The sequence below is a fragment of the Streptomyces sp. NPDC043952 genome (assembly GCF_056435325.1).
Genome location: NZ_JBWKES010000002.1, coordinates 335,815 through 358,297 on the forward strand (window position 1 = coordinate 335,815; position 22,483 = coordinate 358,297).

Annotated in this window: 22 protein-coding genes; 11 read left to right on the plus strand and 11 right to left on the minus strand. The window is 72.6% G+C overall.

What is annotated here, in order from left to right; translation table 11 throughout:
* Window positions 1-38: 38 nt before the first annotated feature.
* Window positions 39-893, plus strand: a complete 855-nt coding sequence (gene fdhD, locus AC069R_RS03415; RefSeq protein WP_478764093.1) for a formate dehydrogenase accessory sulfurtransferase FdhD — start codon at window positions 39-41, stop codon at window positions 891-893.
* A 94-nt stretch (window positions 894-987) separates the two neighbouring features.
* Here the strand turns inward: fdhD and AC069R_RS03420 are convergent, their stop codons facing one another.
* Entirely contained in the window at window positions 988-1,824 is an 837-nt protein-coding gene (locus AC069R_RS03420) for a LysR family transcriptional regulator (protein WP_478764232.1), read from the minus strand.
* A gap of 148 nt (window positions 1,825-1,972) precedes the next feature.
* On the opposite strand from AC069R_RS03420, the gene AC069R_RS03425 reads away from it, so the two are divergent.
* Window positions 1,973-2,692, plus strand: a complete 720-nt coding sequence (locus tag AC069R_RS03425; protein ID WP_478764094.1) for an SDR family oxidoreductase — start codon at window positions 1,973-1,975, stop codon at window positions 2,690-2,692.
* A 24-nt stretch (window positions 2,693-2,716) separates the two neighbouring features.
* Here the strand turns inward: AC069R_RS03425 and AC069R_RS03430 are convergent, their stop codons facing one another.
* Window positions 2,717-3,160, minus strand: coding sequence for a MarR family winged helix-turn-helix transcriptional regulator (locus AC069R_RS03430; RefSeq protein ID WP_478764095.1), 444 nt, complete (start codon window positions 3,158-3,160; stop codon window positions 2,717-2,719).
* 139 nt (window positions 3,161-3,299) lie between these two features.
* Between AC069R_RS03430 and AC069R_RS03435 the strand changes: the two genes are divergently transcribed.
* Both AC069R_RS03435 and AC069R_RS03440 read left to right on the plus strand, forming a co-directional pair.
* Complete coding sequence (locus AC069R_RS03435) at window positions 3,300-4,217, plus strand: quinone oxidoreductase family protein (protein WP_478764097.1); 918 nt, start codon at window positions 3,300-3,302, stop codon at window positions 4,215-4,217.
* A 250-nt stretch (window positions 4,218-4,467) separates the two neighbouring features.
* Window positions 4,468-6,327: an exo-alpha-sialidase gene (locus tag AC069R_RS03440; protein WP_478764099.1), complete on the plus strand. Its 1,860-nt coding sequence runs from the start codon at window positions 4,468-4,470 to the stop codon at window positions 6,325-6,327.
* Here AC069R_RS03440 and AC069R_RS03445 read toward each other — a convergent pair.
* Window positions 6,277-7,413, minus strand: coding sequence for a bile acid:sodium symporter family protein (locus AC069R_RS03445; RefSeq protein ID WP_478764234.1), 1,137 nt, complete (start codon window positions 7,411-7,413; stop codon window positions 6,277-6,279). The two genes, AC069R_RS03440 and AC069R_RS03445, sit on opposite strands and share 51 nt — an antisense overlap.
* 186 nt (window positions 7,414-7,599) lie before the next feature.
* Between AC069R_RS03445 and AC069R_RS03450 the strand changes: the two genes are divergently transcribed.
* The 3 genes from AC069R_RS03450 (at window position 7,600) to AC069R_RS03460 (ending at window position 11,559) form a co-directional block, all read left to right on the plus strand.
* Window positions 7,600-8,469, plus strand: a complete 870-nt coding sequence (locus AC069R_RS03450) for a LysR substrate-binding domain-containing protein (RefSeq protein WP_478764101.1) — start codon at window positions 7,600-7,602, stop codon at window positions 8,467-8,469.
* Window positions 8,470-8,787: 318 nt separating this feature from the next.
* On the plus strand, window positions 8,788-10,614 hold the full coding sequence (locus tag AC069R_RS03455) for an AMP-dependent synthetase/ligase (protein ID WP_478764103.1): 1,827 nt from the start codon (window positions 8,788-8,790) through the stop codon (window positions 10,612-10,614).
* Between the two features lie 108 nt (window positions 10,615-10,722).
* The gene (locus tag AC069R_RS03460) at window positions 10,723-11,559 is read left to right on the plus strand and encodes an aldo/keto reductase (RefSeq protein ID WP_478764105.1); all 837 of its coding nucleotides are present in this window, start codon (window positions 10,723-10,725) and stop codon (window positions 11,557-11,559) included.
* Window positions 11,560-11,711: 152 nt separating this feature from the next.
* On the opposite strand, the gene AC069R_RS03465 is transcribed toward AC069R_RS03460, so the two are convergent.
* Window positions 11,712-12,323, minus strand: a complete 612-nt coding sequence (locus tag AC069R_RS03465; protein ID WP_478764106.1) for a hypothetical protein — start codon at window positions 12,321-12,323, stop codon at window positions 11,712-11,714.
* Window positions 12,324-12,513: 190 nt separating this feature from the next.
* Between AC069R_RS03465 and AC069R_RS03470 the strand changes: the two genes are divergently transcribed.
* Window positions 12,514-13,221 carry a glycoside hydrolase family 75 protein gene (locus AC069R_RS03470; RefSeq protein ID WP_478764108.1) on the plus strand — a complete coding sequence of 236 codons (708 nt, stop codon included), beginning with the start codon at window positions 12,514-12,516 and terminating at the stop codon, window positions 13,219-13,221.
* A gap of 13 nt (window positions 13,222-13,234) precedes the next feature.
* On the opposite strand, the gene AC069R_RS03475 is transcribed toward AC069R_RS03470, so the two are convergent.
* Together AC069R_RS03475 and AC069R_RS03480 are read right to left on the minus strand one after the other, a co-directional pair.
* Window positions 13,235-13,936 (minus strand): SDR family oxidoreductase, encoded by a 702-nt coding sequence (locus AC069R_RS03475; protein WP_478764110.1) that lies wholly within the window; start codon window positions 13,934-13,936, stop codon window positions 13,235-13,237.
* Window positions 13,937-14,030: 94 nt separating this feature from the next.
* Window positions 14,031-14,963, minus strand: a complete 933-nt coding sequence (locus tag AC069R_RS03480) for a class I SAM-dependent methyltransferase (protein ID WP_478764112.1) — start codon at window positions 14,961-14,963, stop codon at window positions 14,031-14,033.
* 149 nt (window positions 14,964-15,112) lie between these two features.
* Here AC069R_RS03480 and AC069R_RS03485 point away from each other — a divergent pair, with 149 nt between their 5' ends.
* The gene (locus AC069R_RS03485; protein ID WP_478764114.1) at window positions 15,113-15,877 is read left to right on the plus strand and encodes a phytanoyl-CoA dioxygenase family protein; all 765 of its coding nucleotides are present in this window, start codon (window positions 15,113-15,115) and stop codon (window positions 15,875-15,877) included.
* A 51-nt stretch (window positions 15,878-15,928) separates the two neighbouring features.
* On the opposite strand, the gene AC069R_RS03490 is transcribed toward AC069R_RS03485, so the two are convergent.
* Window positions 15,929-16,669 carry a class I SAM-dependent methyltransferase gene (locus tag AC069R_RS03490; RefSeq protein WP_478764116.1) on the minus strand — a complete coding sequence of 247 codons (741 nt, stop codon included), beginning with the start codon at window positions 16,667-16,669 and terminating at the stop codon, window positions 15,929-15,931.
* A 5-nt stretch (window positions 16,670-16,674) separates the two neighbouring features.
* Window positions 16,675-16,980 (minus strand): 4a-hydroxytetrahydrobiopterin dehydratase, encoded by a 306-nt coding sequence (locus AC069R_RS03495; protein ID WP_478764118.1) that lies wholly within the window; start codon window positions 16,978-16,980, stop codon window positions 16,675-16,677.
* Window positions 16,981-17,190: 210 nt separating this feature from the next.
* Between AC069R_RS03495 and AC069R_RS03500 the strand changes: the two genes are divergently transcribed.
* Together AC069R_RS03500 and AC069R_RS03505 are read left to right on the plus strand one after the other, a co-directional pair.
* Window positions 17,191-18,018 carry a helix-turn-helix domain-containing protein gene (locus tag AC069R_RS03500; protein WP_478764120.1) on the plus strand — a complete coding sequence of 276 codons (828 nt, stop codon included), beginning with the start codon at window positions 17,191-17,193 and terminating at the stop codon, window positions 18,016-18,018.
* A gap of 119 nt (window positions 18,019-18,137) precedes the next feature.
* Complete coding sequence (locus AC069R_RS03505) at window positions 18,138-19,001, plus strand: helix-turn-helix domain-containing protein (RefSeq protein WP_478764122.1); 864 nt, start codon at window positions 18,138-18,140, stop codon at window positions 18,999-19,001.
* Between the two features lie 156 nt (window positions 19,002-19,157).
* Here the strand turns inward: AC069R_RS03505 and AC069R_RS03510 are convergent, their stop codons facing one another.
* The 3 genes from AC069R_RS03510 to AC069R_RS03520 all read right to left on the minus strand — a co-directional run bounded on the left by AC069R_RS03510 (window position 19,158) and on the right by AC069R_RS03520 (window position 22,398).
* Window positions 19,158-19,583, minus strand: coding sequence for an OsmC family protein (locus AC069R_RS03510; protein ID WP_478764124.1), 426 nt, complete (start codon window positions 19,581-19,583; stop codon window positions 19,158-19,160).
* A 111-nt stretch (window positions 19,584-19,694) separates the two neighbouring features.
* Complete coding sequence (locus tag AC069R_RS03515) at window positions 19,695-21,812, minus strand: phage holin family protein (protein WP_478764126.1); 2,118 nt, start codon at window positions 21,810-21,812, stop codon at window positions 19,695-19,697.
* 154 nt (window positions 21,813-21,966) lie between these two features.
* Window positions 21,967-22,398: a hypothetical protein gene (locus AC069R_RS03520; RefSeq protein ID WP_397983068.1), complete on the minus strand. Its 432-nt coding sequence runs from the start codon at window positions 22,396-22,398 to the stop codon at window positions 21,967-21,969.
* Window positions 22,399-22,483 lie beyond the last annotated feature (85 nt).

Below are 22,483 nucleotides of genomic sequence, written 5' to 3' on the forward strand. Positions count from 1 at the left end.
CGGCCACCCGCACGGACAGAACCGGGGCTGATCAGCACATGGGACGAGTCACGGACCGACGCAAGGTCCTCCGCATCCGGGACGGCGCGGTCTCCACCCGGCCGGACACGCTCGTCGCCGAGGAACCCCTGGAGATCCGGCTGAACGGCAAACCGCTGGCGATCACCATGCGCACTCCGGGCGACGACTTCGCGCTCGCGGCGGGATTCCTGGTGAGCGAGGGCGTGCTGGCCACCGCGTCCGACCTCCAGAACATCGTCTACTGCGCGGGGGCGACCGCGGACGGTTCGAACACCTACAACGTGGTCGACGCCCGGACCGCTCCGGGCGTCCCGCTCCCCGATTTCACCCTGGAGCGGAACGTCTACACCTCGTCCTCCTGCGGACTGTGCGGCAAGGCCAGCCTGGACGCCGTACGTACGACCACCCGCTGGCCGATCGCCGACAGTCCCCGGCTCCGCGTCACGCCCGAGCTGCTGGCCGAGCTGCCCGACCGGTTGCGGGAGGCCCAGCGGGTCTTCGACCGCACGGGGGGTCTGCACGCGGCGGCCCTGTTCACCGAGGACGGGGAACTGCTCGACATCAAGGAGGATGTCGGCCGGCACAACGCGGTCGACAAGCTGGTGGGCCGGGCCCTCCAGGACGGCGGGCTGCCCCTGTCCAGGACGGTACTGCTGGTCTCCGGCCGCGCCTCGTTCGAGCTCGCGCAAAAAGCCGTGATGGCCGGCATCCCCGTACTGGCCGCGGTGTCCGCGCCATCGTCCCTGGCGGTGGACCTGGCGACGGAGACCGGCCTGACGCTCGTCGGATTCCTGCGCGGCAGCTCGATGAACGTGTACGCGGGCGACGACCGGATCGCCCTGGAGAAACAACCGGAAACCACCAAGCACTGACCGCCGACTGCCCCCTTACAGACTCCGGCCCCCTTAAGGGAAAGCCCGCTCCCCGACGCGGACTCCGGCTTCCCCTAAGGGGCCCCAGTTGCTCCTAAGGGATTCCCCCGCCCTCCCCCCGCACCCCCGCCGCGATCTCCACGAAGGACGCCACCAGCGCGGAGCCGCGCCCCTGTGGCCACGCCAGCAGCACCTCGTCGGGCTCGGCGTCGGTGACGGGCACGTAGCTGATGTCGGGGCGTGAGTACTGCTCGGCGACCGAGCGCGGTACGAGGGTGATGGCGGTGCCCGCCGCGATGCACTCGAACTTCTCCTCGATCGTACGGATCGGCAGGTCCCCCGGCCGGGTGTCGGAGTAGCGCAGCCACCTCTCGCCGTCGAGGTCGGCGAGGCTCAACTCCTGTTTGCCGGCGAGCCGATGGTCCTCCCGGAGCATCGCCACGCGGGGCTCTCGGTACAGCGGCCTCAGCTCAAGGCCCGCCTCGCGCACCGGCCGTCGTACGTACGCGACGTCGACCGTCCCGTCGAGGAGCAGCCGCTCCTGGTCGTCCCACTCGACGCGGCGGGCGTTGCCCTGCACATCCGGGTGCGCCGCGGCGAAGGCGCGCAGCGCGGGGGCGACGACGACGCCGGCGCGGAAGCCGACGACGAGCCGCCGGGGCCCGCGCGCGGCACGCAGCACCCGGCGCCGCGTCCCGTCGGCCGAGTTCAGCAACTGTCGGCCGTCCTCTAGAAGTTGACGTCCGGCGTCGGTCAACCGCACGCCGTGGCTGTCGCGTACGAGCAGTTCGGCACGCAAGTCCTTCTCCAGCGCGCGGATCTGACGGCTCAGCACGGGCTGGGCGATGTGCAGCCGTTCGGCGGCGCGGCCGAAGTGGAGCAGTTCGGCGACCGCCACGAAATAGCGGACCTTGCGCAGATCCAGGTCGATGGCCGCCCCCTTACTCGAACGCGTGGCGATGCCTTCAGGGTATCGCCACGGCCGGAAGAGGTCTTGGACGAACCCGCCCCCCGAACCGCAGTCTTGGAGACGTCCGGAAGACGGAGCGCGAAGCGAGAAGACAGGAAGAGGTAGTTCCATGAGTCTGCGGGGACAGCGTGTGGTGGTGCTCGGCGGTACATCGGGCATCGGGTTGGCGGTGGCCGAGGGCGCGGCGCGGGAGGGCGCCGAGGTGGTGGTCGCCTCCCGGCGGCAGGAGAGCGTGGACGCGGCGGTGAAGCGGTTGCCGGAGGGCGCGCGCGGGGAGGTGCTGGACACGGCCGACGAGGCGGCGGTGCGCGGGTTCTTCGAGCGGCTCGGCGCCTTCGACCACCTGGTGTACACGGCGGGTGAGACGCTGCTGCTGGAGAGTGTGGCGGAGACCGAACTGGCGCGGGCCCGGCGGTTCCTGGACACCAGGCTGTGGGGTGCGTACACGGCGGTGAAGTACGGCGCCGGGTCGATCCGGGCGGGCGGGTCGGTCGTACTGACCACGGGTACGGCGGGGACGCGGCCGCTGCCGGGATCGAGCGTGGTGTCGGCGCTGTGCGGGGCGATGGAGTCGCTGACGCGGGCGCTGGCCGTGGAGTTGGCGCCGCTGCGGGTCAACGTGGTCGCGCCCGGTGTCGTACGCACCGGTCTGTGGCGGGAGTTGCCGGAGGCGGAGCGCGAGGGGCTGTACACCGCGGCGGCCGGATCGCTGCCGGTGGGACGGGTGGGCGAACCCGCGGAGGTGGCGGAGGCGTACCTGTATCTGATGCGCGGGGGTTACAGCACCGGCTCGGTGGTGGTCGTGGACGGCGGCGGCACACTGACCTGAGAAACGGACCCGCCCCCACCTCCGTCATCCTTCCGCCACGCCGGAAATCCTCGTCAACAGCAGCAGGAACAGCTCGCGTTCGCCTGCCGAGAGCGGTGCCAGCAGTTCCTCGTTGGCCGTACGGGCGGCCCGCTCGCAGCGTTCCAGGAGCAGGCCGCCCTCCTCGGTGAGGGACACGGCGTTCTTGCGGCGGTCGCCGGGATCCGGTGCGCGGACGATCAGGCCGGCGCTCTGGAGGTCGTTCAGGATGCCGACGAGGTCCTTGGGATCGAGCGCGATCCCCCGCGCGAGATCGGCCTGGGCCACGGGGGCGAGGTCGCGGACGGCGGAGAGCACCACGTGATGCCACATCTTCAGGCCCTCCGCGGCGAGGGCGTCGGCGACGAGGGCGCGACCCCGCGCGGCGGCCCTGCCGAGGAGCCAACTGGGCAGCGCGCGGATCGCGGTCAGGGGAGGTTCGGCGGCCATGACGCCAGTCTATCCAAAAAAACGTTGGACTTCCCCATGACTTTCGGCATATCGTTGGGGCTCCCAATGATTGCGCTGGGTTCGGACTCCTCCGTCCCCGCGCCCGATCACGCCGGCCCGGCCGGCCAAAGAGACCCCGATGCGCCGTGTCCGGTACGACTCCCCCGGTGGCCCCCTGTTCACGGAGAAGGCCGGCATCCCCGAGCCGGGGCCCGGACAGCTGCTGGTGCGCTGCGCCGCGATCGGCGTCACGCTGCCGGTCGTCCGCAAGGTCCGCGAGGCCGCCGAGCCGATACCGCTGGGCGGCGAACCGGCGGGCGAGGTGGTGGCGGTCGGCGCGGGGGCGACCCGGTTCCGGACCGGCGACCGGGTGACCGGCCTGTGCTTCGGGCACGGGTACGCCGATTACGCGGTGCTGGACGAGGCCATGGCCTCACCCGTGCCCGAGGGTGCCACCGAGGTGGAGGCGGTCGCACTGGTGCGCAGCGGACTGGTGGCACTGGGCGCCCTGTCGGCGGCGCGGCCGGAACCGGGCGAGTCGGTGCTGGTGACGGCGACGGCGAGCGGCGTCGGACACCTGGCGGTGCAGTTGGCGCGGGCGCGGGGCGCGGGGCGGGTGGTGGGCGCCGTGTCCGACCCCGCGAAGACGGAGTTCGTGCACTCCCTCGGCGCGGACGACTGCGTCCGGTACACCGACGACAGCTGGGGAGACCCGGTGGACTGCGTCCTGGACGCGGTCGGCGGCGATCTCCTCACCCCCGCCCTCGCCGCCCTCGCCCCGCACGGCCGGCTGGTCGCCTACAGCTCGGGCGGCGGCACCGTCCGGGCGTACGACCTGCTCGTGGGCGCCAAGTCGGTGATCGGCTTCCAGATGGCACTGATCGCCCGCGGCCGGCCCGAGCTGTACGAGCGGTGGCGCCGGGAGCTGTGGCGGCTGTTCGCCGAGGGGAGCGTACGGCCCGTGGTGCACGCGGAGTTCGCACTGGAGGACGCGGCGCGGGCACACGAGGTCATCGAGACGCGGTCCAACCTGGGCAAGGTCGTGCTGCGCCCATGAGCCCCCGCACGCTTGCTCCGGTAAACCCCCGGCTGGTTCCGGTGGCGGGCTCCATCGCTTCCGGCGGTGGGTCCCGGCACACTTCTTCTATGACACCAATGGCCCAACTACCTTCGATGAGACGCACCGTGGACATGGGATGTCCGGACGTCCAGATGTCCGGCCGACGAGAGGCAGGCCGCCCGTGCCGTCGAGACGACCGTCATGTCTTCGCGCCCGACTCAGATCCGCACTCGCCACGGCCGCCGTCATGACGACCGCCCTCCTCGCGCCCCTGCTGCCCGCCCAACCGGCGCACGCCCGCACGACTCCGCCGGCCCAACCGCCCCAGCACGCCCAACAGGTCACCGTGGATCCCGAGTTCGAGCAGCAGGTGCTGTTCCGGGCGTCCCAGGATCCGGGGTACGCCTGCTTCCGTATCCCGGCCGTCGTCAGGACGAAGGACGGCACACTGCTGGCCTTCGCCGAGGGCCGGGTGCTGAACTGCGGGGACGCCGCCGACATCGACATCGTGGTCAAACGCTCCACCGACGACGGCCGCACCTGGAGCCCGCTGCGGGTCGTCAACGAGGGCGCGGGCGACACCCACGGCAATCCGGCGCCCATCGTGGACCGGGCGACCGGCCGCGTCTGGCTCGCCGAGACGTACAACACGGGGCGTACGGACAGCGCCAGTTGCTCGGTCCCCTGCGACCGCACCCCGCATCTCCAGTACAGCGACGACGACGGCCTGACCTGGTCCGCGCCACGCGATCTGAGCCCCGAGATCCTGCCCGCCGACTGGAACTCCTGGTACGCGACCGGACCGGTGCACGGCATACAGCTGACCAGGGGGCGGTACGCGGGCCGGCTGGTGTTCGGGGTCAACGCCGAGACCTGGGACGGCAGCCGGGTCACCGCCAACCACGCGGCGCTCATCGTCAGCGACGACCACGGCGGCCACTGGCGGATCGGCGCCACCGACACCTGGCCCATCGCGGACGACGGCATCTTCCGGCAGAAGCCGTCCGAACTGACCCTCGCCGAACTCAGGGACGGCTCGATCCTGGTCAGCGGCCGGGAGACGGACGGCACCGACCTCGGCCAGCGCACCCAGACCACCAGCCGCGACGGCGGGAACAGCTTCACCGCGCCCTTCCGCGCCCAGCCCGACCTGTACACCCCGCAGGTGCAGGGGTCGATACTGCGCCTGGGCGACCGCGTCCTGCTGGCCTGCCCCGCCGACCCCGACCGGCGCCGCACCATGATGATCCGCTCCTCCTACGACGGCGGCCGCACCTGGGACAGCGTGGACCGGGGCACGGTCGTCACCACCGACTGGTCCGGCTACTCCGACCTGGTGCGCATCACCGGGGACACCGTGGGCCTGCTCTACGAGGGCGGGGCGGTGGACGCGCGGGACGAGATCCGCTTCGCGCGCTTCACCGAGGACTGGCTCACCCCGCGCCGGGGCCCCGACCCGGTCACCCCGGACCTGGCCCCGCATGCCCGCCCGGCCGCGGTGCTCGGCGGCGCGCAGGAGACGGACGGCGTCTTCGGGGGCGCGCTCGCCTTCGACGGCACGGACGACGCCGTACGGCTGCCGTACCGCGCGAGCCTTCCTCTGGGGGCGAAGGACTTCACGGCGTCGCTGTGGTTCAGGTACACGGCGGTGACCGGGGAGCAGCCGCTGCTGTGGATGGGCGGGATCGGGACCAGCGAACCGCAGGTGTGGCTGCGCGGGGAGCCGGCGAACCACCGGATACAGGGGCTGATCACCGCCCGGGCCGGCGCGGCGGCACCACGGACGGTGTCCGTGCGCACGGACACCGCGTACAACGACGGGCAGTGGCACCACGCGGTGCTGCGCCGGGGCGGCGGAGCGCTGTCGCTGTTCGTCGACGGCACGAAGGCTTCGGTGGCCGATGTGCCGGGTTCGGTGAGCCGTGACTCGCCCTTCGGTGTGCACATAGGTCAGCGCATGGACAGCAGGGCCTTCTTCACCGGCGCGATCGACGAGGTGCACGTCTGGGACCGGGCGCTGACCGACCAGGAGCTGGCGGACCCGAAGGCGCTGCGGTCACCGAAGGGCACGGTGCTGTGGCTGCCCCTGGACTGGACGAGCGGCTGAGCCACCGGCGCCCCCGCTCTCCCCGCCCCCGGTGGCGCCACCGTCCCCGGCCCCGGCGTGGCCACCGTCCCCGAACCCGGCCGCGTCACCGCCCTCGGGCCGGGCCGCGCCACCGTCCTCCGTCCCGGCGTCCCTGTGCTCGACGCCCGGATCGTGGGCCCGGCGCTTGGCGATGACCGCGCACACCATCAGCTGCATCTGGTGGAAAAGCATCAGCGGGAGCACGGCCAGGGAGGCGTGGGCGCCGAAGAGGACGCTCGCCATGGGCAGGCCCGAGGCGAGGGACTTCTTGGAACCGGCGAACTGGATGGCGATCCGGTCCTCCCGGCCGAAGCCCAGCGCCCGGCCGCCGTACCAGGTTCCCAGCAGCATCACGGCGAGCACCGCGGCCTCGACCAGGAGGAGCGCGCCGAGCCGGGCGGGGCTGACCTGGTGCCAGATGCCCTGGATCATGCCCTCGCTGAACGCGGTGTAGACGACGAGGAGGATGGAGCCGCGATCGACCAGCCCGAGGACCTTCTTGTGCCGGGTGATGAAGGGGCCGATCCAGCGCCGCAGCAGCTGCCCGGCGAGGAACGGCACCAGCAGCTGGAGCACGATCTTGACGAGTGAGTCGGCGGAGAACCCGCCACCGCTGTTGCCGAGCAGTACCGCCGCCAGCAGCGGGGTGAGGACGATGCCGACCAGGGAGGAGAAGGAGCCCGCGCAGATGGCGGCGGGCACGTTTCCGCGGGCGATGGAGGTGAAGGCGATGGAGGACTGGATCGTGGACGGCACCAGCGTCAGGAAGAGGAGGCCCTGGTAGAGCGGCTGGGTCAGCAGCACCGGCACGGTGGCGCGGGCGGCCAGACCGAGCGCGGGGAAGACGAGGAAGGTGCAGGCGAGCACGGTGACATGGAGCCGCCAGTGGCGCAGTCCGTCGAGTGCCTCACGGGTGGAGAGGCGGGCGCCGTAGAGGAAGAAGAGGAACGCGATCGCGGCGGTCGAGGCGCCGGAGGCCACGGTGGCGCCGGTGCCATGGGCCGGGAACAGGGCGGCGAGACCCACCGTGCCGAGGAGCAGCACGATGTACGGGTCGATCGGCATCCAGCTCGGCCAGCGCAGGCGTGTCACGGTGCTCCGATGGGTGTGCGACGGCAAGGGGGTGTGACGGCGTTCCGGTCGGGCCCCGCGGGGCCTGCTCTCATGATCCTCCGCCCCGCCTCGATCGGGAAACCCGTACACCACTCTCACTGTCATCACGATCTGCGATAAGCGGCGTACGCTGGGGTCGTGTACGACCCGACGCAGTTGCGGACCTTCCTCGCGGTCGCCCAGACGCTGAGCTTCACCCAGGCGGCCCGGCGGCTCGGGCTGCGCCAGTCCACGGTGAGCCAGCATGTGCGCAGGCTGGAGGACGCGGCGGGGCGTCCGCTGTTCGCGCGGGACACCCACTCCGTGGAGCTGACCGAGGACGGCGAGGCGATGCTGGGCTTCGCGCGCCGGATCCTCCAGGTGCACGAGCAGGCGACGGCGTTCTTCACCGGGGCGCGGGTGCGCGGGCGGCTGCGGTTCGGCGCGTCGGAGGACTTCGTGCTGACCCGGCTGCCGGAGATCCTGGCGGGCTTCCGCTACGACCACCCCGAGGTCGATCTGGAGCTGTCGGTCGAGTTGTCCGGCACCCTGCACGAGCGGCTGGCCGCGGGCAAGCTCGACCTGGTGCTGGCCAAGCGGCGCCCGGAGGATCCGCGGGGGGCGCTGGTGTGGCGCGACGACCTGGTGTGGATCGGCGCCGAGCGGCTGCGCCTGGACGCCGACCGGCCGGTTCCGCTGATCGTGTATCCGCCGCCCGGCATCACGCGGGCGCGCGCGCTGGAGGCGCTGGAGCGGCAGGGGCGCGACTGGCGGATCGTCTGCACCAGCGGCAGCCTCAACGGGCTGATCGCCGCGGCCCGCGCGGGGCTCGGGGTGATGGCGCACTCGCGCCGGCTGATCCCACCGGGCCTGTTCCGGCTGCCGGAGCGCGCCGGGCTGCCGGAGCTCGGCAAGGTCGACTTCGTGCTGGTGCACGGCCGCCGCCGGCCCGGCACGCAGGAGGCGGCGGACGCCCTCGCGGCGGCCGTCCTGGCGGGCGGGGAGCGGCTGCGCCGGCACGGGGGCTGAGGGCGGTGTGGCACTGTTCACGCCGGGCGCGGCCGCGCCGTCAGCGCCCGGTGTGGTCATGGCCGTAATAGGCCTGTACAGAGCGGTAATCGGTGCGTACAGATTCGGTGGAGATTACGGCGCCGAAACTTACTGACCCGTCAGTATTGTGTCCGTCCCTTCCCCATGTGCGGGCATTTTCCGGACAACCCTCGGGCGGAAGGCACGGTTTGCTCGGTTTCCGCCCCCCTCCCCTCCGGTCAGGGTGTGAGGTAGCTTTCACGGCGCTGTGCCACACATCACCGGCGCGTTCAGGCAGCGAGGATCGGGGAGCGAGGATTGCGCGAGTTCACCAACCCGCCTCTCACGTCGGCACCGCCGGTGGGTGGTCTGGCCGATGTCGTCTTCGAGCACGCCCAGACGGACCCGGAGCACGTCGCCCTCGGCCGCAAGGACCCCAGTGGGCAGTGGCGCGATGTGACCTCCGCGGAGTTCCGGGACGAGGTCCTCGCGCTGGCCAAGGGGCTGCTGGCGAGCGGGGTCCGGTTCGGCGACCGGGTCGCGATCATGTCCCGTACCCGCTACGAGTGGACACTCTTCGACTTCGCACTGTGGACCATCGGCGCCCAGGTGGTGCCGGTCTATCCCACGTCCTCGGCCGAGCAGTGCTTCTGGATGCTGTACGACGCCGAGGTCACCGCGGCGGTCGTGGAGCACGAGGACCACGCGATGACCATCGCCACGGTGATCGGCCGGCTCCCCCGGCTGCGCCGGCTGTGGCAGCTGGACGCGGGCTGCGTGCAGGAGCTGTACGACGCCGGCGCGCACCTGGACGACGAGGTGGTGCACCGGCACCGGCAGGCGGTCACCCCGGACTCGGTGGCCACCGTCATCTACACCTCGGGCACCACGGGCCGTCCCAAGGGCTGTGTGCTCTCGCACGGGAACTTCATGTTCGAGGCGGACAGCGTGACGGGCCGCTGGGAGCCGGTGTTCCACTCCAAGCGCGGGGACGAGGCGTCCACCCTGCTGTTCCTGCCGCTCGCCCATGTCTTCGGGCGCATGGTGGAGGTGGCGACGATCCGGGGCCGGGTGCGCCTCGGCCACCAGCCGCAGCTGAACGCCGCCGCGCTGCTGCCCGACCTCCAGGCGTTCAGACCGACGTTCATCCTGGCGGTGCCGTACATCTTCGAGAAGGTGTTCAACGCCTCCCGGCGCAAGGCGGAGAAGGAGGGCAAGGCGGGGCCGTTCGAGAAGGCGGTCGAGGTCGCCGTGCGGTACGCGGAGGCGATCGAGGCGAAGGCATGGGGGGACGGGCCCGGCCCGTCGGCGGGGCTGCGGATGCAGCACCAGTTGTTCGACAAGCTGGTGTACGCGAAAGTCAGGGAGGCGATGGGCGGCCGGATCCGCAACGCCATGTCCGGCGGCTCGGGCATGGACCGCCGCCTGGGGCTGTTCTTCGCGGGCGCGGGCGTGCAGATCTACGAGGGCTACGGCCTGACCGAGTCGACGGCGGCGGCGACCGCGAACCCGCCCGAGCGCACCCGGTACGGCACCGTCGGGCAGGCGATCCCCGGAACGACCGTGCACATCGCGGACGACGGCGAGGTCTGGCTCTACGGCGGCAATGTCTTCCAGGGCTATCTGAACAACCCGAAGGCGACCGACGGCTCGCTGCACGACGGCTGGCTGGCCACCGGTGACCTGGGCTCCCTCGACGAGGACGGTTATCTGACCATCATCGGCCGCAAGAAGGAGATCCTTGTGACCTCCGGCGGCAAGAGCGTCTCGCCCGGCGTGCTGGAGGAGCGGGTCCGCGATCATCCGCTGGTCAGCCAGTGCATCGTGGTCGGCAACGACCGCCCCTACATCGCGGCCCTGGTCACCCTCGACCAGGAGGCCGTCGAGCACTGGCTCCAGATGCGCGGCAAACCGGCGATGGCGCCCGCGCAGCTGGTGCGGGACCCGGATCTGGAGACCGAGGTGCGGCGCGCGGTGGTCGCCGCGAACACGCTGGTCTCCCAGGCCGAGTCGATCCGCACCTTCCGGATACTGGCGCAGCCGTTCACCGAGGAACAGGGCCTGCTGACACCGTCGTTGAAGCTGAAACGAAAGGCGATCGAGAAGGCGTACGAGCGCGAGGTCGAGGCCCTGTACAAGTCCTGAGCGGCCGAAGCGGATCCGGGTGTCTCCGGGCGCGTCAGGAATGTATCGCGGTGGGTGATCGTTGACGATGGAGAACCACGTTGTCGACAAGCGAAGGATCACGAGCTCGTGAGCAGCAAGGTCCCCCCGATCATCCTCAACAACGGCGTGGAGATGCCCCAGGTGGGCTTCGGCGTGTGGCAGGTGCCGGACGACGAGGCCGAGCGGGCCGTCGGCACCGCGCTGGAGGCCGGGTACCGCAGCATCGACACAGCCGCGGCGTACGGCAACGAAGAGGGCACCGGCCGGGCCATCGCGGCCTCCGGTCTGCCCCGCGAGGAAATCTTCGTCACCACCAAGCTCTGGAACAGCGACCAGGGGTACGACGCGACACTGCGTGCCTTCGACACGTCGCTGCGCAAGCTGGGGCTCGACCACCTCGACCTGTACCTGATCCACTGGCCGCTGCCGGCGCGGGACACGTACGTCGACACGTACAAGGCGCTGGAGAAGCTGTACGCCGACGGCCGGGTCCGTGCCATCGGTGTGTCCAACTTCCTTCCCGAGCATCTGCGGCGGCTCGCGGAGGAGACGTCCGTCATCCCCGCGGTGAACCAGATCGAGCTGCATCCGCATCTTCAGCAGCACGAGGCGCGGGAGTACCACGCGGAGCAGGGCATCCGGACGGAGGCGTGGTCGCCGCTCGGGCAGGGCAAGGGGCTGCTGGAGGTGCCGGCGATCGTGGCGATCGCGCAGAAGCACAACCGCACTCCGGCGCAGGTGGTGCTGCGGTGGCATGTCCAGCAGGGCACCATCGTGATCCCGAAGTCGGTGACGCCGTCGCGGATCAAGGAGAACATCGAGGTGTTCGACTTCAGTCTGGACGAGGAGGATCTGGCGGCGATCGGCGCGCTGAACGAAGACCGGCGGATCGGTCCGGATCCGGCCACGTTCGACATGGGCTGACGTTCGGGGGCGTTGGCTGACGTTCGGGGGCGTTGAGGGGGGACGCCCCGCACCACGGCTGGGCCGGGCGCCCCCTCAGGGGCGCGGGGAACTGCGCGAGCGGCCACGACGGACCGGCAGACGTACGACGGCGCGCCACCCCCGGACCGCGGTCACAGCGCATGCGCATCCGCATGCACCACGGTGAATTCCTCCAGCGCCACCACCCTCGCCCGCGCCTTCGCCGTGCCGGACTGGCGGACGGCGGAGGCGGCGGCGCGGGAGGACGCCAGGGTGTGGTGGTCGGTGAAGACCGTGCCCGCGATGCCCCGGCCCCGGTCGCGGTCCAGCAGCAGCGCCGTGCGGGCCAGCCCCGGTACCGTCTCCAGCCGCGGCAGCGCCGTCGCGTGGAAGGTGTCGGCCAGCAGGTCCGCGTCGCGGGGGTCGAACTCCAGCCGGGCGACGCGCAGTCCGCCGCCGACCACGGGCCGCGGCAGGGCGTGGAAGACCGCGACGCGATAGTGCTCGACGGCCACCGACGCGGCGAACGGCTCCAGCAGCGCGGGGCGGCGTTCCCGCATCACCTCGTCGCTGTTGACCTGTGCCTCCTCGGACTCCCACCAGCTGACGGTGAGCAGTTTGCCCAGTTCGCGGTCGACGAAGACGCCCGCGCCCCGGTAGCCGGGCCGCTCCTCCAGCAGATCGTGGCCCTGGCTGTTCAGGGCGCGCAGGGCCGAGTCCAGCCGGGCCGGGTCCCCGGTCGCGTACACCGTGCGTACGAACATGACGCCTCGCCTCCCAGGGCGCGGATGACGCCGATCCCTCCGGTGACTCCAGTCTCACCACGGGCGCAAACCACCGCAATACGCACCAGGTTGCGCGCGTTCGCGATCCGAGGGTTGACGCGCACATGGCGCCTACGCCACCGTGGAGCCGCCCGGTAAGGAAAGTTTCCTAACAGAAGGGTCCCGCACAGTGCGTCTTCGATCACTGACCCTCGCCGCGGCCTCCGGGGCCGCCCTGCTCGCCGCCGGCCTCGTGCCCGCACACGCGCTCGCGAACCCCGCGCCGGCCTCCGCGCCGAAGGCCGCCCAGGAGGGCTCGGTCAGCGCGGCCGATCTGCTCGCCAAGGTGAAGTCCTGTTCGCAGATCTCCAACGGCAAGTACAAGACCGACGACGAGACCTCGGCCACGGTCCCCGTCTGCGGCAAGAACGGCGCGGTGTTCTGGAAGGCCGACATGGACATCGACTGCGACGGCCAGCGCACCACCGACTGCAACGAGGACCGCGACCCCTGGTTCCAGGACGACACCGCCTTCCACCAGTCCGACGGCAAGCCCCTGAAGGCCGAGACGCTGCCCTATGTCGTGGTGCCCAGCACCAGCAGCATCTGGAAGTACACCGACTACGGGATCAAGGGCGGCGGGGTGGTCGCCGTCATCTACGGCAACAAGGTGGAGTACGCCGTCGTCGGCGACACCGGCCCCACGAAGATCATCGGCGAGGCGTCGTACGCCACCGCCAAGGCGCTCGGCATCGACCCGGACCCGAAGACCGGCGGCGCGGACTCCGGGGTGACCTACATCCTGTTCAAGAACTCGAAGGTCTCCCCCATCGAGAGCCACAGCGCCGCCGTCTCCCTGGGCGACCAGCTGGCCAAGCAGTTCATAGCCAACAACTGACGCGGCCGGTACGTCAGTTGGGTTGACCCAGCGGACGTACGACCAGGGTGTTGACATCGACCCCGGCCGGCTGCCGGATCGCCCACACCACCGAGTCGGCGATCTGGTCGGCGGTCAGCAGGGGCCCGATCGGCAAGTCGCCCAGGCCGTCCCAGAACGGGGTCTCCACCCGGCCGGGGGCGATCAGCGTCACCCCGACGCCGAAGTCGGTGACTTGCCGCCGGGTGTTCTCGGCGAGCGCGGTGACCGCCCACTTGGTCGCCCCGTAGAGGTTGCCGGGCGTGTTCACGAACCCGGCGACACTGCCGACGAGCACGATCCGGCCCCGCGTCTCCTTGAGCGCGTCGATCGAGGCGCGGATGAGCAGGGCGGGGCCGAGGACGTTGGTGAGGACCATCTCGGGCCAGCCGGCCGGGTCGCCCTCGGCGACGGTGTCATGGGTGGCGAAACCGGCGTTGGCGACGACGGTGTCCAGCCGGCCGTACGCCGTGCGGGTGCGGTCGACCGCGTGCCGGACGTCGTCGTACGACGCCGCGTCGCCCACGACCGTCGTCAGCGCCTCGGGGTCGCCCAGGCTCGCGGCGAAGTCCCGCAGCCGCTGTTCCGTACGGCCCGTGACGGTGACCCGGTGGCCCGCGGCCAGCAGTCGCCGGGCGGCGGCAGCCCCGATGCCGCTGCCGCCGCCGGTGATGAGCGTGACCGGAGAGTCGTTCATGGTTTCCCCCTGGATTTCCGAATGCCGGTGGGCGGAAGGGGAGTTCACCAGTTGAAGCGCTCTCGAAGTCAAGTGCCGCCGGGCGCGGGAGGGGTCAGGACGGGCGGACGGCCGTGTACACGGTGTGGGCGGCCAGCAGGAACACGTCCGGCCGCCGGTGGACGCTCGCGGGATCGGCCGGGTCCAGGAGCCGGTCGAGGGTGTCGCGGTCCTCGGCGGCGAGGGCGTCACCGAAGCCCTCGCGCAGCCGGCCGAGGTGGGCGGCGGCGTAGGCGCGGGTCCGGTCGTCGGCGGGGGCGGGCAGGTCGAGCAGGAAGCTGCGGGTGCCGGTGTGCTTCAGGCCCGCGGCGGTCAGCAGGGCCGGCCAGTCCTCGGTCTCGGCGACGGCACCGGGGAGGTCGGCGCGCATCCGCGCGAACCAGTCCTCCTCCTGCGCGTCCAGCCGTGCCTGGAGTCCGGGGCGGCCGATGCCGAGGTCGCGGGGCAGGAAGCGGGAGGGCAGGCCGCCTTCGAGCAGGGCCAGGGTGCCGCCGGGGGCGAGCCGCTGCCCGAACGCGGTGAGCGCGGCCCGCTGGTCGCCGAGGTGGTGCAGGCTGCGGCTGGCCCACAGCAGATCGGCCGGCTTCGGCAACTCGTCCAGTACGTCCGGGAGTTCACCGGCGAGGGTGTCGACGCGGCCGGCGAGGCCCAGGCGGTCGGCGCGGGCGCGGGCCCGGTCGAGAAGCGGCGCGGTGCCGTCCACGGCGACGACCCGCGCGCCGGGGAACACCTCGGCGAACAGGCAGGACAGGACGCCGGGTCCGCTGCCCGCGTCCACGATCAGCCCCGGCTCGGCGGCCTCGCTCGCGAGCCAGGACAGGGCCTGCCGGTACAGGGGGGCGAACAGCTCGGCCTGGGCCTCCAGGTGGGGGGCCATCGCGTTCCAGTCGAGGTCCGAGCCGTGCCCGTGGCCGTGCTGGTGGCCGTGGCCCTGTTCGTGTCCCTGCGTCTGGCCGTGGGTGTGGTTGCCGTCGTGGTCGTGCGCCATGGTGGTCAGCCTTTCTTGCGGGTGCCGTCAGGGTGCGACGGCACACCGGGCGAAGGCCAGCTACGTTGCCGACCCGGCAAATCCGTGGCGGGAGGCCGCCGGAAAAAAACCGGATGCCCGGCCGCCGCTCACTCGTCCACCATGGCCCGATGGGCAACGACATGGTGGAGCGCTTCCTCGCCGACGGGTTCGTGAAGATCGAGGGCGCGGTCGCACCTCGGGTCGCGGAGGACTGCGCGCGGCTGCTGTGGCGGGAGACGGGGTACGACCCGGAAGACCCCGGCACCTGGAAGGAACCGGTGGTGCGGATCGGCGGCCTGGCGCAGGGGCCCTTCGCGGCCGCCGCCAACTCCACCGCGCTGCACGAGGCGTTCGACCTCTTGGTGGGTGAACGGCGGTGGCTGCCGCGGTACTCGCTCGGCACGTTCCCGCTGCGCTTCCCGCACGCCGAGGAACCGGGCGACGCCGGCTGGCACATCGAGGGCAGCTATCTGCCCGAGGGCGCGACCTGGTTCCACACCAATCTGCGCTCGCGGGACCGGGCGTTGCTGATGCTGTTCCTGTTCAGCGAGGTGGGCGAGGAGGACGCGCCGACGCGGATCCGGGTCGGTTCGCATCTGGACGTGCCGCGGATCCTCGAACCGTACGGCGAGGCGGGTGTCTCGGGGCTGGAGATCGCGCCGGAGCTGGAGGCGGCGAGCGCGCACCGGCCGCTCGCCCTGGCCACCGGGCGCCCCGGCGATGTCTATCTGTGCCATCCGTTCCTGGTGCACGCGGCGCAGCCGCACCACGGCACCCGGCCGCGGTTCATGGCCCAGCCGCCGCTGGAGCCCGCGGTGCCGTACGAACTGGAGCGGCCGGACGGCTCGTACTCCCCGGTGGAGACGGCCATCCGCCGGGGCCTCGGCCGCTAGCTCGACCGGGCCCTCGCATCCCGACCCCGGCCCCCAGTCAGCCGCGTCCCCTCACTGTTTGCGGAAGGCGCGCAGGGAGAAGGTCGGGTCCGGGCGGCGGCGGTTCTGGTCGGGGAGGGCGGCCAGGCGGGCGGCGTACGTCTCGCGGCGGGGGTCGCCGGGCGGGAGCTGGCTGAACCAGCCCCGGTGCAGGTCGGCGATGGTGCTGCGGGGGCTGCGGCCCTGGCCGGTGCCGGGGAAGGAGGAGTGCCCGGCGAGGGCGAGCCCGTGCCGGGCGGCGTGCGCGGTGACGAGGTCGGCGGCGTCCGCGGCGGGGCGGATGGGCCGGCCGGCGAGGGCGGCGTCGATGTCGCTGCCCACGTCGTGCGCGGCGGCCTTGTCGACCGTCGTGACGTACACCCCGCCGGGCCGCAGGACGCGGGCGCACTCGGCGAGGACGGCGTCCAGGTCTTCGGGGTCGGGCAGCAGGTGCAGCAGCCAGACGCTGACGACGGCGTCGAAGGTGGCGCCGGGGAAGGGCAGTCGGCGGCTGTCGGCCCGGACGAGCGCGCCGGGCAGCCGGGCGGCGGCCCGGCGGATCATGCCGTCCGCGAGGTCCGCGCCGGTCACGCGGGTCGCGGGGCGGGCCGCGGCGAGCCTGCGGGTGACGATGCCGGTGCCGCAGGCCAGGTCGAGGAGGCGGCCGGGGCGGTCGGGTATCAGGTCGAGGACGGCGGCCGCGGCGGCTTCGGCGCGCTCCTCGCCGCCGCGTAGGGCGTCGTAGTCACGGGCTTCCTTGTCGTAATCGAGCACAGCGCTCAGTGTGCGCCGTGTCCCGGTGCGATGTCCTCCACCCTGCGGGCGAGAGCGAAGTCCTTCTCGGTGAGGGTGCCGCCGGCGCTGTGGGTGGTGATGGTCAGGTCGACGGAGTGGTAGCCGAGGGTGCAGTCGGAGTGGTGGTCCAGCTCGTCCTGGATGCGGGCGATGTGCATGACCAGGGCGGCCGCGGCGAAGTGCGAGGCGAGCCGGTAGGTGCGGGTGAGCCGGTCGCCGTCCGCGGACCAGCCGGGGAGCCCGGCGACCCGGTCCTCGATCTCCTGCGGCGACAGCGGTACGGCGGCCATGGCGCGGCTCCCTTCGGGTGGGGCGGATCTCCTCCCAGCCTGCCACGCGCGGGACCGGGGCGGCCCGGCGAGGCGTCCGTGGGACCGGGGCGGCCCGGCGAGGCGTCCGTGGGGCCGGTGCCGGCTGGCGCACCGCCGATTCCGGCCTGACCTGGCGCGTCCGCGTCCGCGAGGTCGTTGCGGTGCGCGCTTCTCGTCTAGGGTCGGGGTATGACCATGGTCGCCACCGAAGCTTCCGTGTCCACCGCCGCCCCCGACACCAAGGGGGTGGGCCCGCTGCTGCGTGCCTGGCGGGAGCGGCGCCGCATCTCCCAGCTGGAGCTGGCCCTGCGCGCCGACTCCTCCGCCCGGCACATCAGTTTCGTGGAGACCGGCAGGTCCCGGCCCAGCGAGGAGATGGTCCTGCGGCTCGCCGAGCATCTGGACGTGCCCGTGCGGGAGCGCAACGCGCTGCTACTGGCCGCCGGTTACGCACCGCGCTACCCGGAGACCCCGCTGGACGACCCCGCCCTGGACGCCCTGCGCGAGGGCATGGAGCGGCTGATCCAGGGCTACGAGCCCTATCCCGCGCTGGTGGTGGACGCCGGGTACACGGTGGTGGCCGCCAACCGGGGCATCACGATGCTGCTGGACGGCGTCCCGGAGAAGCTGCTCCAGCCGCCGAACGCGATGCGGCTGACCCTGCACCCCGAGGGCCTGGCCCCGCGGATCCGCAACCTGCGGGAGTGGCGCGGGCATCTGGTGGCGCAGATGGAGCGCCAGCTCGCGCTGCACCGCTCGGACCAACTGCGCGCGCTGTACGAGGAGGTGACGGCGTACCCGGTGCCCGAGGACGCGCCGGGTGAGGAGCCGGACGAGCCGGTGCCGTACTTCGCACTGCCGATGCGGGTCGAACACGAGGGCCGGATCCTGTCGTTCGTGTCCTCCATCTCGACCTTCAACACGCCGATGGACGTCACCGTCGCCGAACTCGCCATCGAGACCTTCCTGCCGGCCGACCCGGCGACCGCCAAGTACCTCCAGACCCTGGCGGGTTGACGGGCCCGCTCGCGGGTTGACGAACCTGTGATCCTTTAGTGCGTTCGATCCGCTGTGCGAGCGGGCCGCGCGTGACAGACTGCTGCGCGCCAGGGCGGCACGGCAGGGGAGGGCGTGGCGTGAGTGAGCGGCGGGCCGCACCCACCGTGGGGCAGGTGGTGCTCGGCAAGCGGTTGCAGGAGCTGCGGGAGGCGGCGGGCCTCAGCCGGGAGGAGGCCGCCGGGGTGCTGCGGGTCGCGGCGGCGACCGTACGGCGCATGGAGACGGCCGAAGTCGCGCTGAAGATACCGTACTTGCAGGTACTCCTGGACACGTACGGGGTGGCGCGGGAGGAGGCGGCCGCGTTCGTGCGGCTGGCGGAGGAGGCCAACCAGCCGGGCTGGTGGCAGCGGTTCCACGATGTGCTGCCGGACTGGTTCAGCCTCTACGTCAGCCTGGAGGGCGCCGCCCGGATCATCCGTTCCTACGAGCCGCACTTCGTGCCGGGGCTGCTCCAGACCGAGGCGTACGCGCGGGCGGTGCTGGAGGCGGGGACGATCGGGCAGAGCTCGCCGGAGGCGGTGGAGCGGCATGTGGCGCTGCGGATGGAGCGGCAGCGGCTGCTGGAGCGCGCGGATCCCCCGCACCTGTGGGTGATCATGGACGAGACGGTGCTGCGGCGCCCGGTGAGCGCGTCCCCCGAGGTGATGCGGGACCAGCTGGACCGGCTGGTGGAGTGCGCCGAGCAGGACCGGATCACGCTCCAGATCGCGGAGTTCGCGGCGGGCCCGCATCCGGGGACGTACGCGCCGTTCACGCTGTTCCGGTTCGCCGAGCCGGAGTTGCCGGACATGGTGTTCACGGAGTATCTGACCGGCGCCCTGTATCTGGACGCGCGGCGGGAGGTCGCCGCGCATCTGGAGGTGCTGGACCATATGACGGCGCGGGCCGCCTCGGCACGGCGCACGCGGAAGATCCTGCGGGAGTACCGGGCGCGGTTCTGAGCAGGGCGGGCCGGCCGGTTGTCAGGGGCGCGGGCCCGCGCCCGGCTCTCCGTCGTACGACTTCCCGGTGCCGCGCCCCACTCTCCCTCGTACGGCCCCGGAGTGCCGCGCTCCGCAAGGGAGCGCGGCACCCGTGTCGGCCGACTCCGGTCCGGCTCAGGCCAGTTCGGCGGTCAGGGTGATGGTCGTACCGGTGAGCGCCTGGCTGACCGGGCAGTTCTTCTTGGCGTCCTCGGCGGCGGACTGGAAGCCCTGCTCGTCCAGGCCGGGCACGGTGCCGATCACGGTGAGGTGGATGCCGGTGATGCCGGTGCCGGGCTGGAAGGTGACGTCGGCCTTGGTCTCCAGCTTGGTGGGCGGGGTGCCGGCGCCGGTCAGGCCGTGGGCGAGGGCCATGGAGAAGCAGCTGGAGTGGGCGGCCGCGATCAGCTCCTCGGGGCTGGTCCTGCCGTTCGGCTCCTCGGCGCGCGACGGCCAGGTCACCGGGTAGGCGCCGATGCCGGAGGAGTCGAAGGTGACGAGGCCCTTGCCGTCGGCAAGGTTGCCTTCCCATTCGGTGTGCGCGGTGCGCGTGGTGGCCACGATGGTTCCTTTCGCGAGGGTGCGGTTCCGTTGCCGGGTGTCCGGGATCCCTATCCGATCACATCGGGGCGGCGCGGGCGGGGGTTCGGCGGCACCCCGTGGGACGCGTCGTCAGGCGGCCCGCTCGTCCTCCTCGGCGGCGGCCCCGGTGAGCGGGACCTCGGGTCCGGACAACTCGCCGAGCCAGCGGCGCAGCACCCGGTGCACCCGCTCGGCCCCGGTCAGCCGCTCCCCCGGTGCGACCGGCGCGGACAGCTCCAGCGGGGAGAGCAGGAAGGGGCAGGACTGGGCGCCGCCGAGCCCGCCGTGGGAGCCGATCTGCTCCTCGAAGGCGAGCACCTCGCCGTCGGCGGGGTCGTACGCGGAGTTCACCATGATGTCGGCGGTGTGCGGGAAGGAGTGGCTGCGGCGCACCGCCTCGACGGCGCCGGGGCCGAAGCCGGCCAGCGGTCCGGGGTCGCGGTCGAGGTCGGCCAGCGGGATCTCGGTGCCGCCGGGGCCGAGCAGCACACCGTCGTGCGCCTCGCTCGCCACCAGGAGGAAGCCGATGCCGGGGTGGTTGGCGAGGGTGGTGAGCAGGGCGGGGTGGCGGGCCTCGATCTGCTCCTTGGTCATGCGGTGGCGCACGTCCGGGAAGGAGACGAGGCCGAGGTTGCCGGAGGCCAGCACGATGGGTTCGCGGCGGCGGGCGGGCCGGTGCCGCTCGCCCTCCTCCACGGGCCGGCGCAGCGCGGCGCGTACGGCGGCCCGCGCCTCGGTGCCGCTGCGGGTGCGCTCCGCGCGGCGCGGCACGTGCAGTCCGCAGCCGGCCCGTACCAGGTCGGCGAGGGTGAGGCCGTAGCGGGCGTGGAAGGTCTCGCCGGGGCTCTGCCCGTGGTCGGAGAGGACCACGAGGCGGTACGGGCGCGGGGCGTGCTCGGCGACGCGGGCGAGCAGGGCGAGGCAGCGGTCGAGGCGGGTGAGCACCTTCGCGGCGTCGCGGCTGTGCGGTCCGGAGTGGTGGGCCACCTCGTCGTAGGCGACCAGGTCGGCGTAGACGGCGGTGCGTCCGGCGAGCATGTCGCCCATCACCGCGGCGACGACGACGTCCCGTTCCACGACGGTGGCGAAGGCGCGGACCAGCGGGTAGAGCCCGCCGCGGGAGACGCGGGGGCGCCGGCGGCGGATCCGGGCACGGGTGGACTCGCCGATCTCGCGGGCCACCTCGGCGAGGAAGGACAGGGCGGTGCGCACGGCGTTGGCCGGGTCGGAGAAGTAGGCGAAGTACCCGGCGCGGGAACGGTTCTCCCGGCCCCGGCGGCGGGCCGCTATGGACAGCACCAGGGCCTGTTCCCCGGCGCCGCCGCTGAAGAGGTTGCCGCGGCTGGCGCCGTCCTCGGTGAGCAGTCCGCCGTCGCCGGTGCGGGCGATGGCGCGGCGCTGGAGTTCGGCGGCGCTGGTGGGCCGGTTGCAGACCATCACCTCCCCGCGGTCCTTCTCGTACCAGCGGAAGGCGGGCACGTCGTACGTGCTGCCGTGCAGGATGCCGAGCTGGCTGGCGCCGGTCTGGCTGGACCAGTCGGTGTACCAGGGGGTGAGGCGGTGGGTCGGGCGGGCCGCCGGGGGCGGGTCGTCCGCCGCCAGCCAGTGGGCGACCGTGGGCATCAGCCCCTGTTCCACGGCCGCGGTCAGCACGTCGTGGCCGACACCGTCGAGCTGGAGGAAGACCACGCCGGGGGTGGCCGGGCAGGGCGGGTCGGTTCTCCGGCGGCGGGCGGCGAGGCGGTGCAGCCGGCGCCGGTACGCCTCGTCGTCGCGCACGGCGAGCGCGCCGCCGGTGGCCGAGGCGACGGCCGACATGACCGCGGCCACGATGACGGCGGTCTCCGGCGCGACCGCGCCCCGGCCGGTGGGGTTCAGGCGCAGGGCGAGCAGCAGCAGGGAGCCGTTGAGGAAGAAGACCAGCAGGCCGAGGACGAGGGCGGGGACGAGCAGCAGCAGCCGGACGAGCAGCGGCCATACCACGGCGGACAGGACGCCGAACGCGCCCGCGCCGAGGGCGGCGGTGAGGGCGATCCGGGTGGCGCTGTCACCGTCGGCGGACTGGAGCCGGAAGTCGGGCAGGAGCAGCGCGAGGACCAGCATGGTGAGCGTGGAGACCGCCCATACGGCGACGCTGCGCCCGATCTGGCGGGCGATCCGCCGCCATCCGGCCCCACCGGTGATCCGCCGCCACGCTACGCCCCGCACGCCCGCGCTTCCTCCGCCTCGACCCTCCCCCGCCGCGCGGCGAGGCCACCGTCCCGGCGCACCGCGGCGACCGGGCCGCCCTCCACCTTGTCATACCGGCCGGAATCCACTCGAAGGAGTGACGCCGGCCTCACGGCCCGTGGTGCCGGTGGGCTCACCGTCCGTCGTACCCGGCGGTCGGCATGGACAGCCGGCGGTGCACTCGGGCCTTCATCTGCGCGTCGTACGACGGCTCCGCGCGGCCCACCGTGACCACCCGCACCCCGCGCCGGGCGCACTCGGCGGTGAACTCCTCCACGGAGGACAGGGCCCGGCGCAAGACCCGCAGGCTGGGCGCGACGAACACGTCCACGCCGGGGCGTACGCCGTCCCACAGCGCGCGGTGGTCGAAGCGGAGCCCGCCGACGAGCAGTTCCCGCGCGACGACGTAGCCGTGCTCGTGGGCCCAGCGGGCGCACATGGCGTGCTGGGTGCGGCTGTCGACGAGGAAGGGGTCGGCGTCGAGTTCCTCCAGGGGGGTCAGGCTGGCGATGGCGATGACCCGTGCCGGTGTGCGCGCGCCGGAGGCGCCCCGTGGTTGTCCCATGGCGTCCCCCCTCACCTCCGGTTTTCGCCGCCGACCCTACTCCTGCACGTAGGCTTCGGACAGGCGCGTGAAGGAGGCGAAGAAG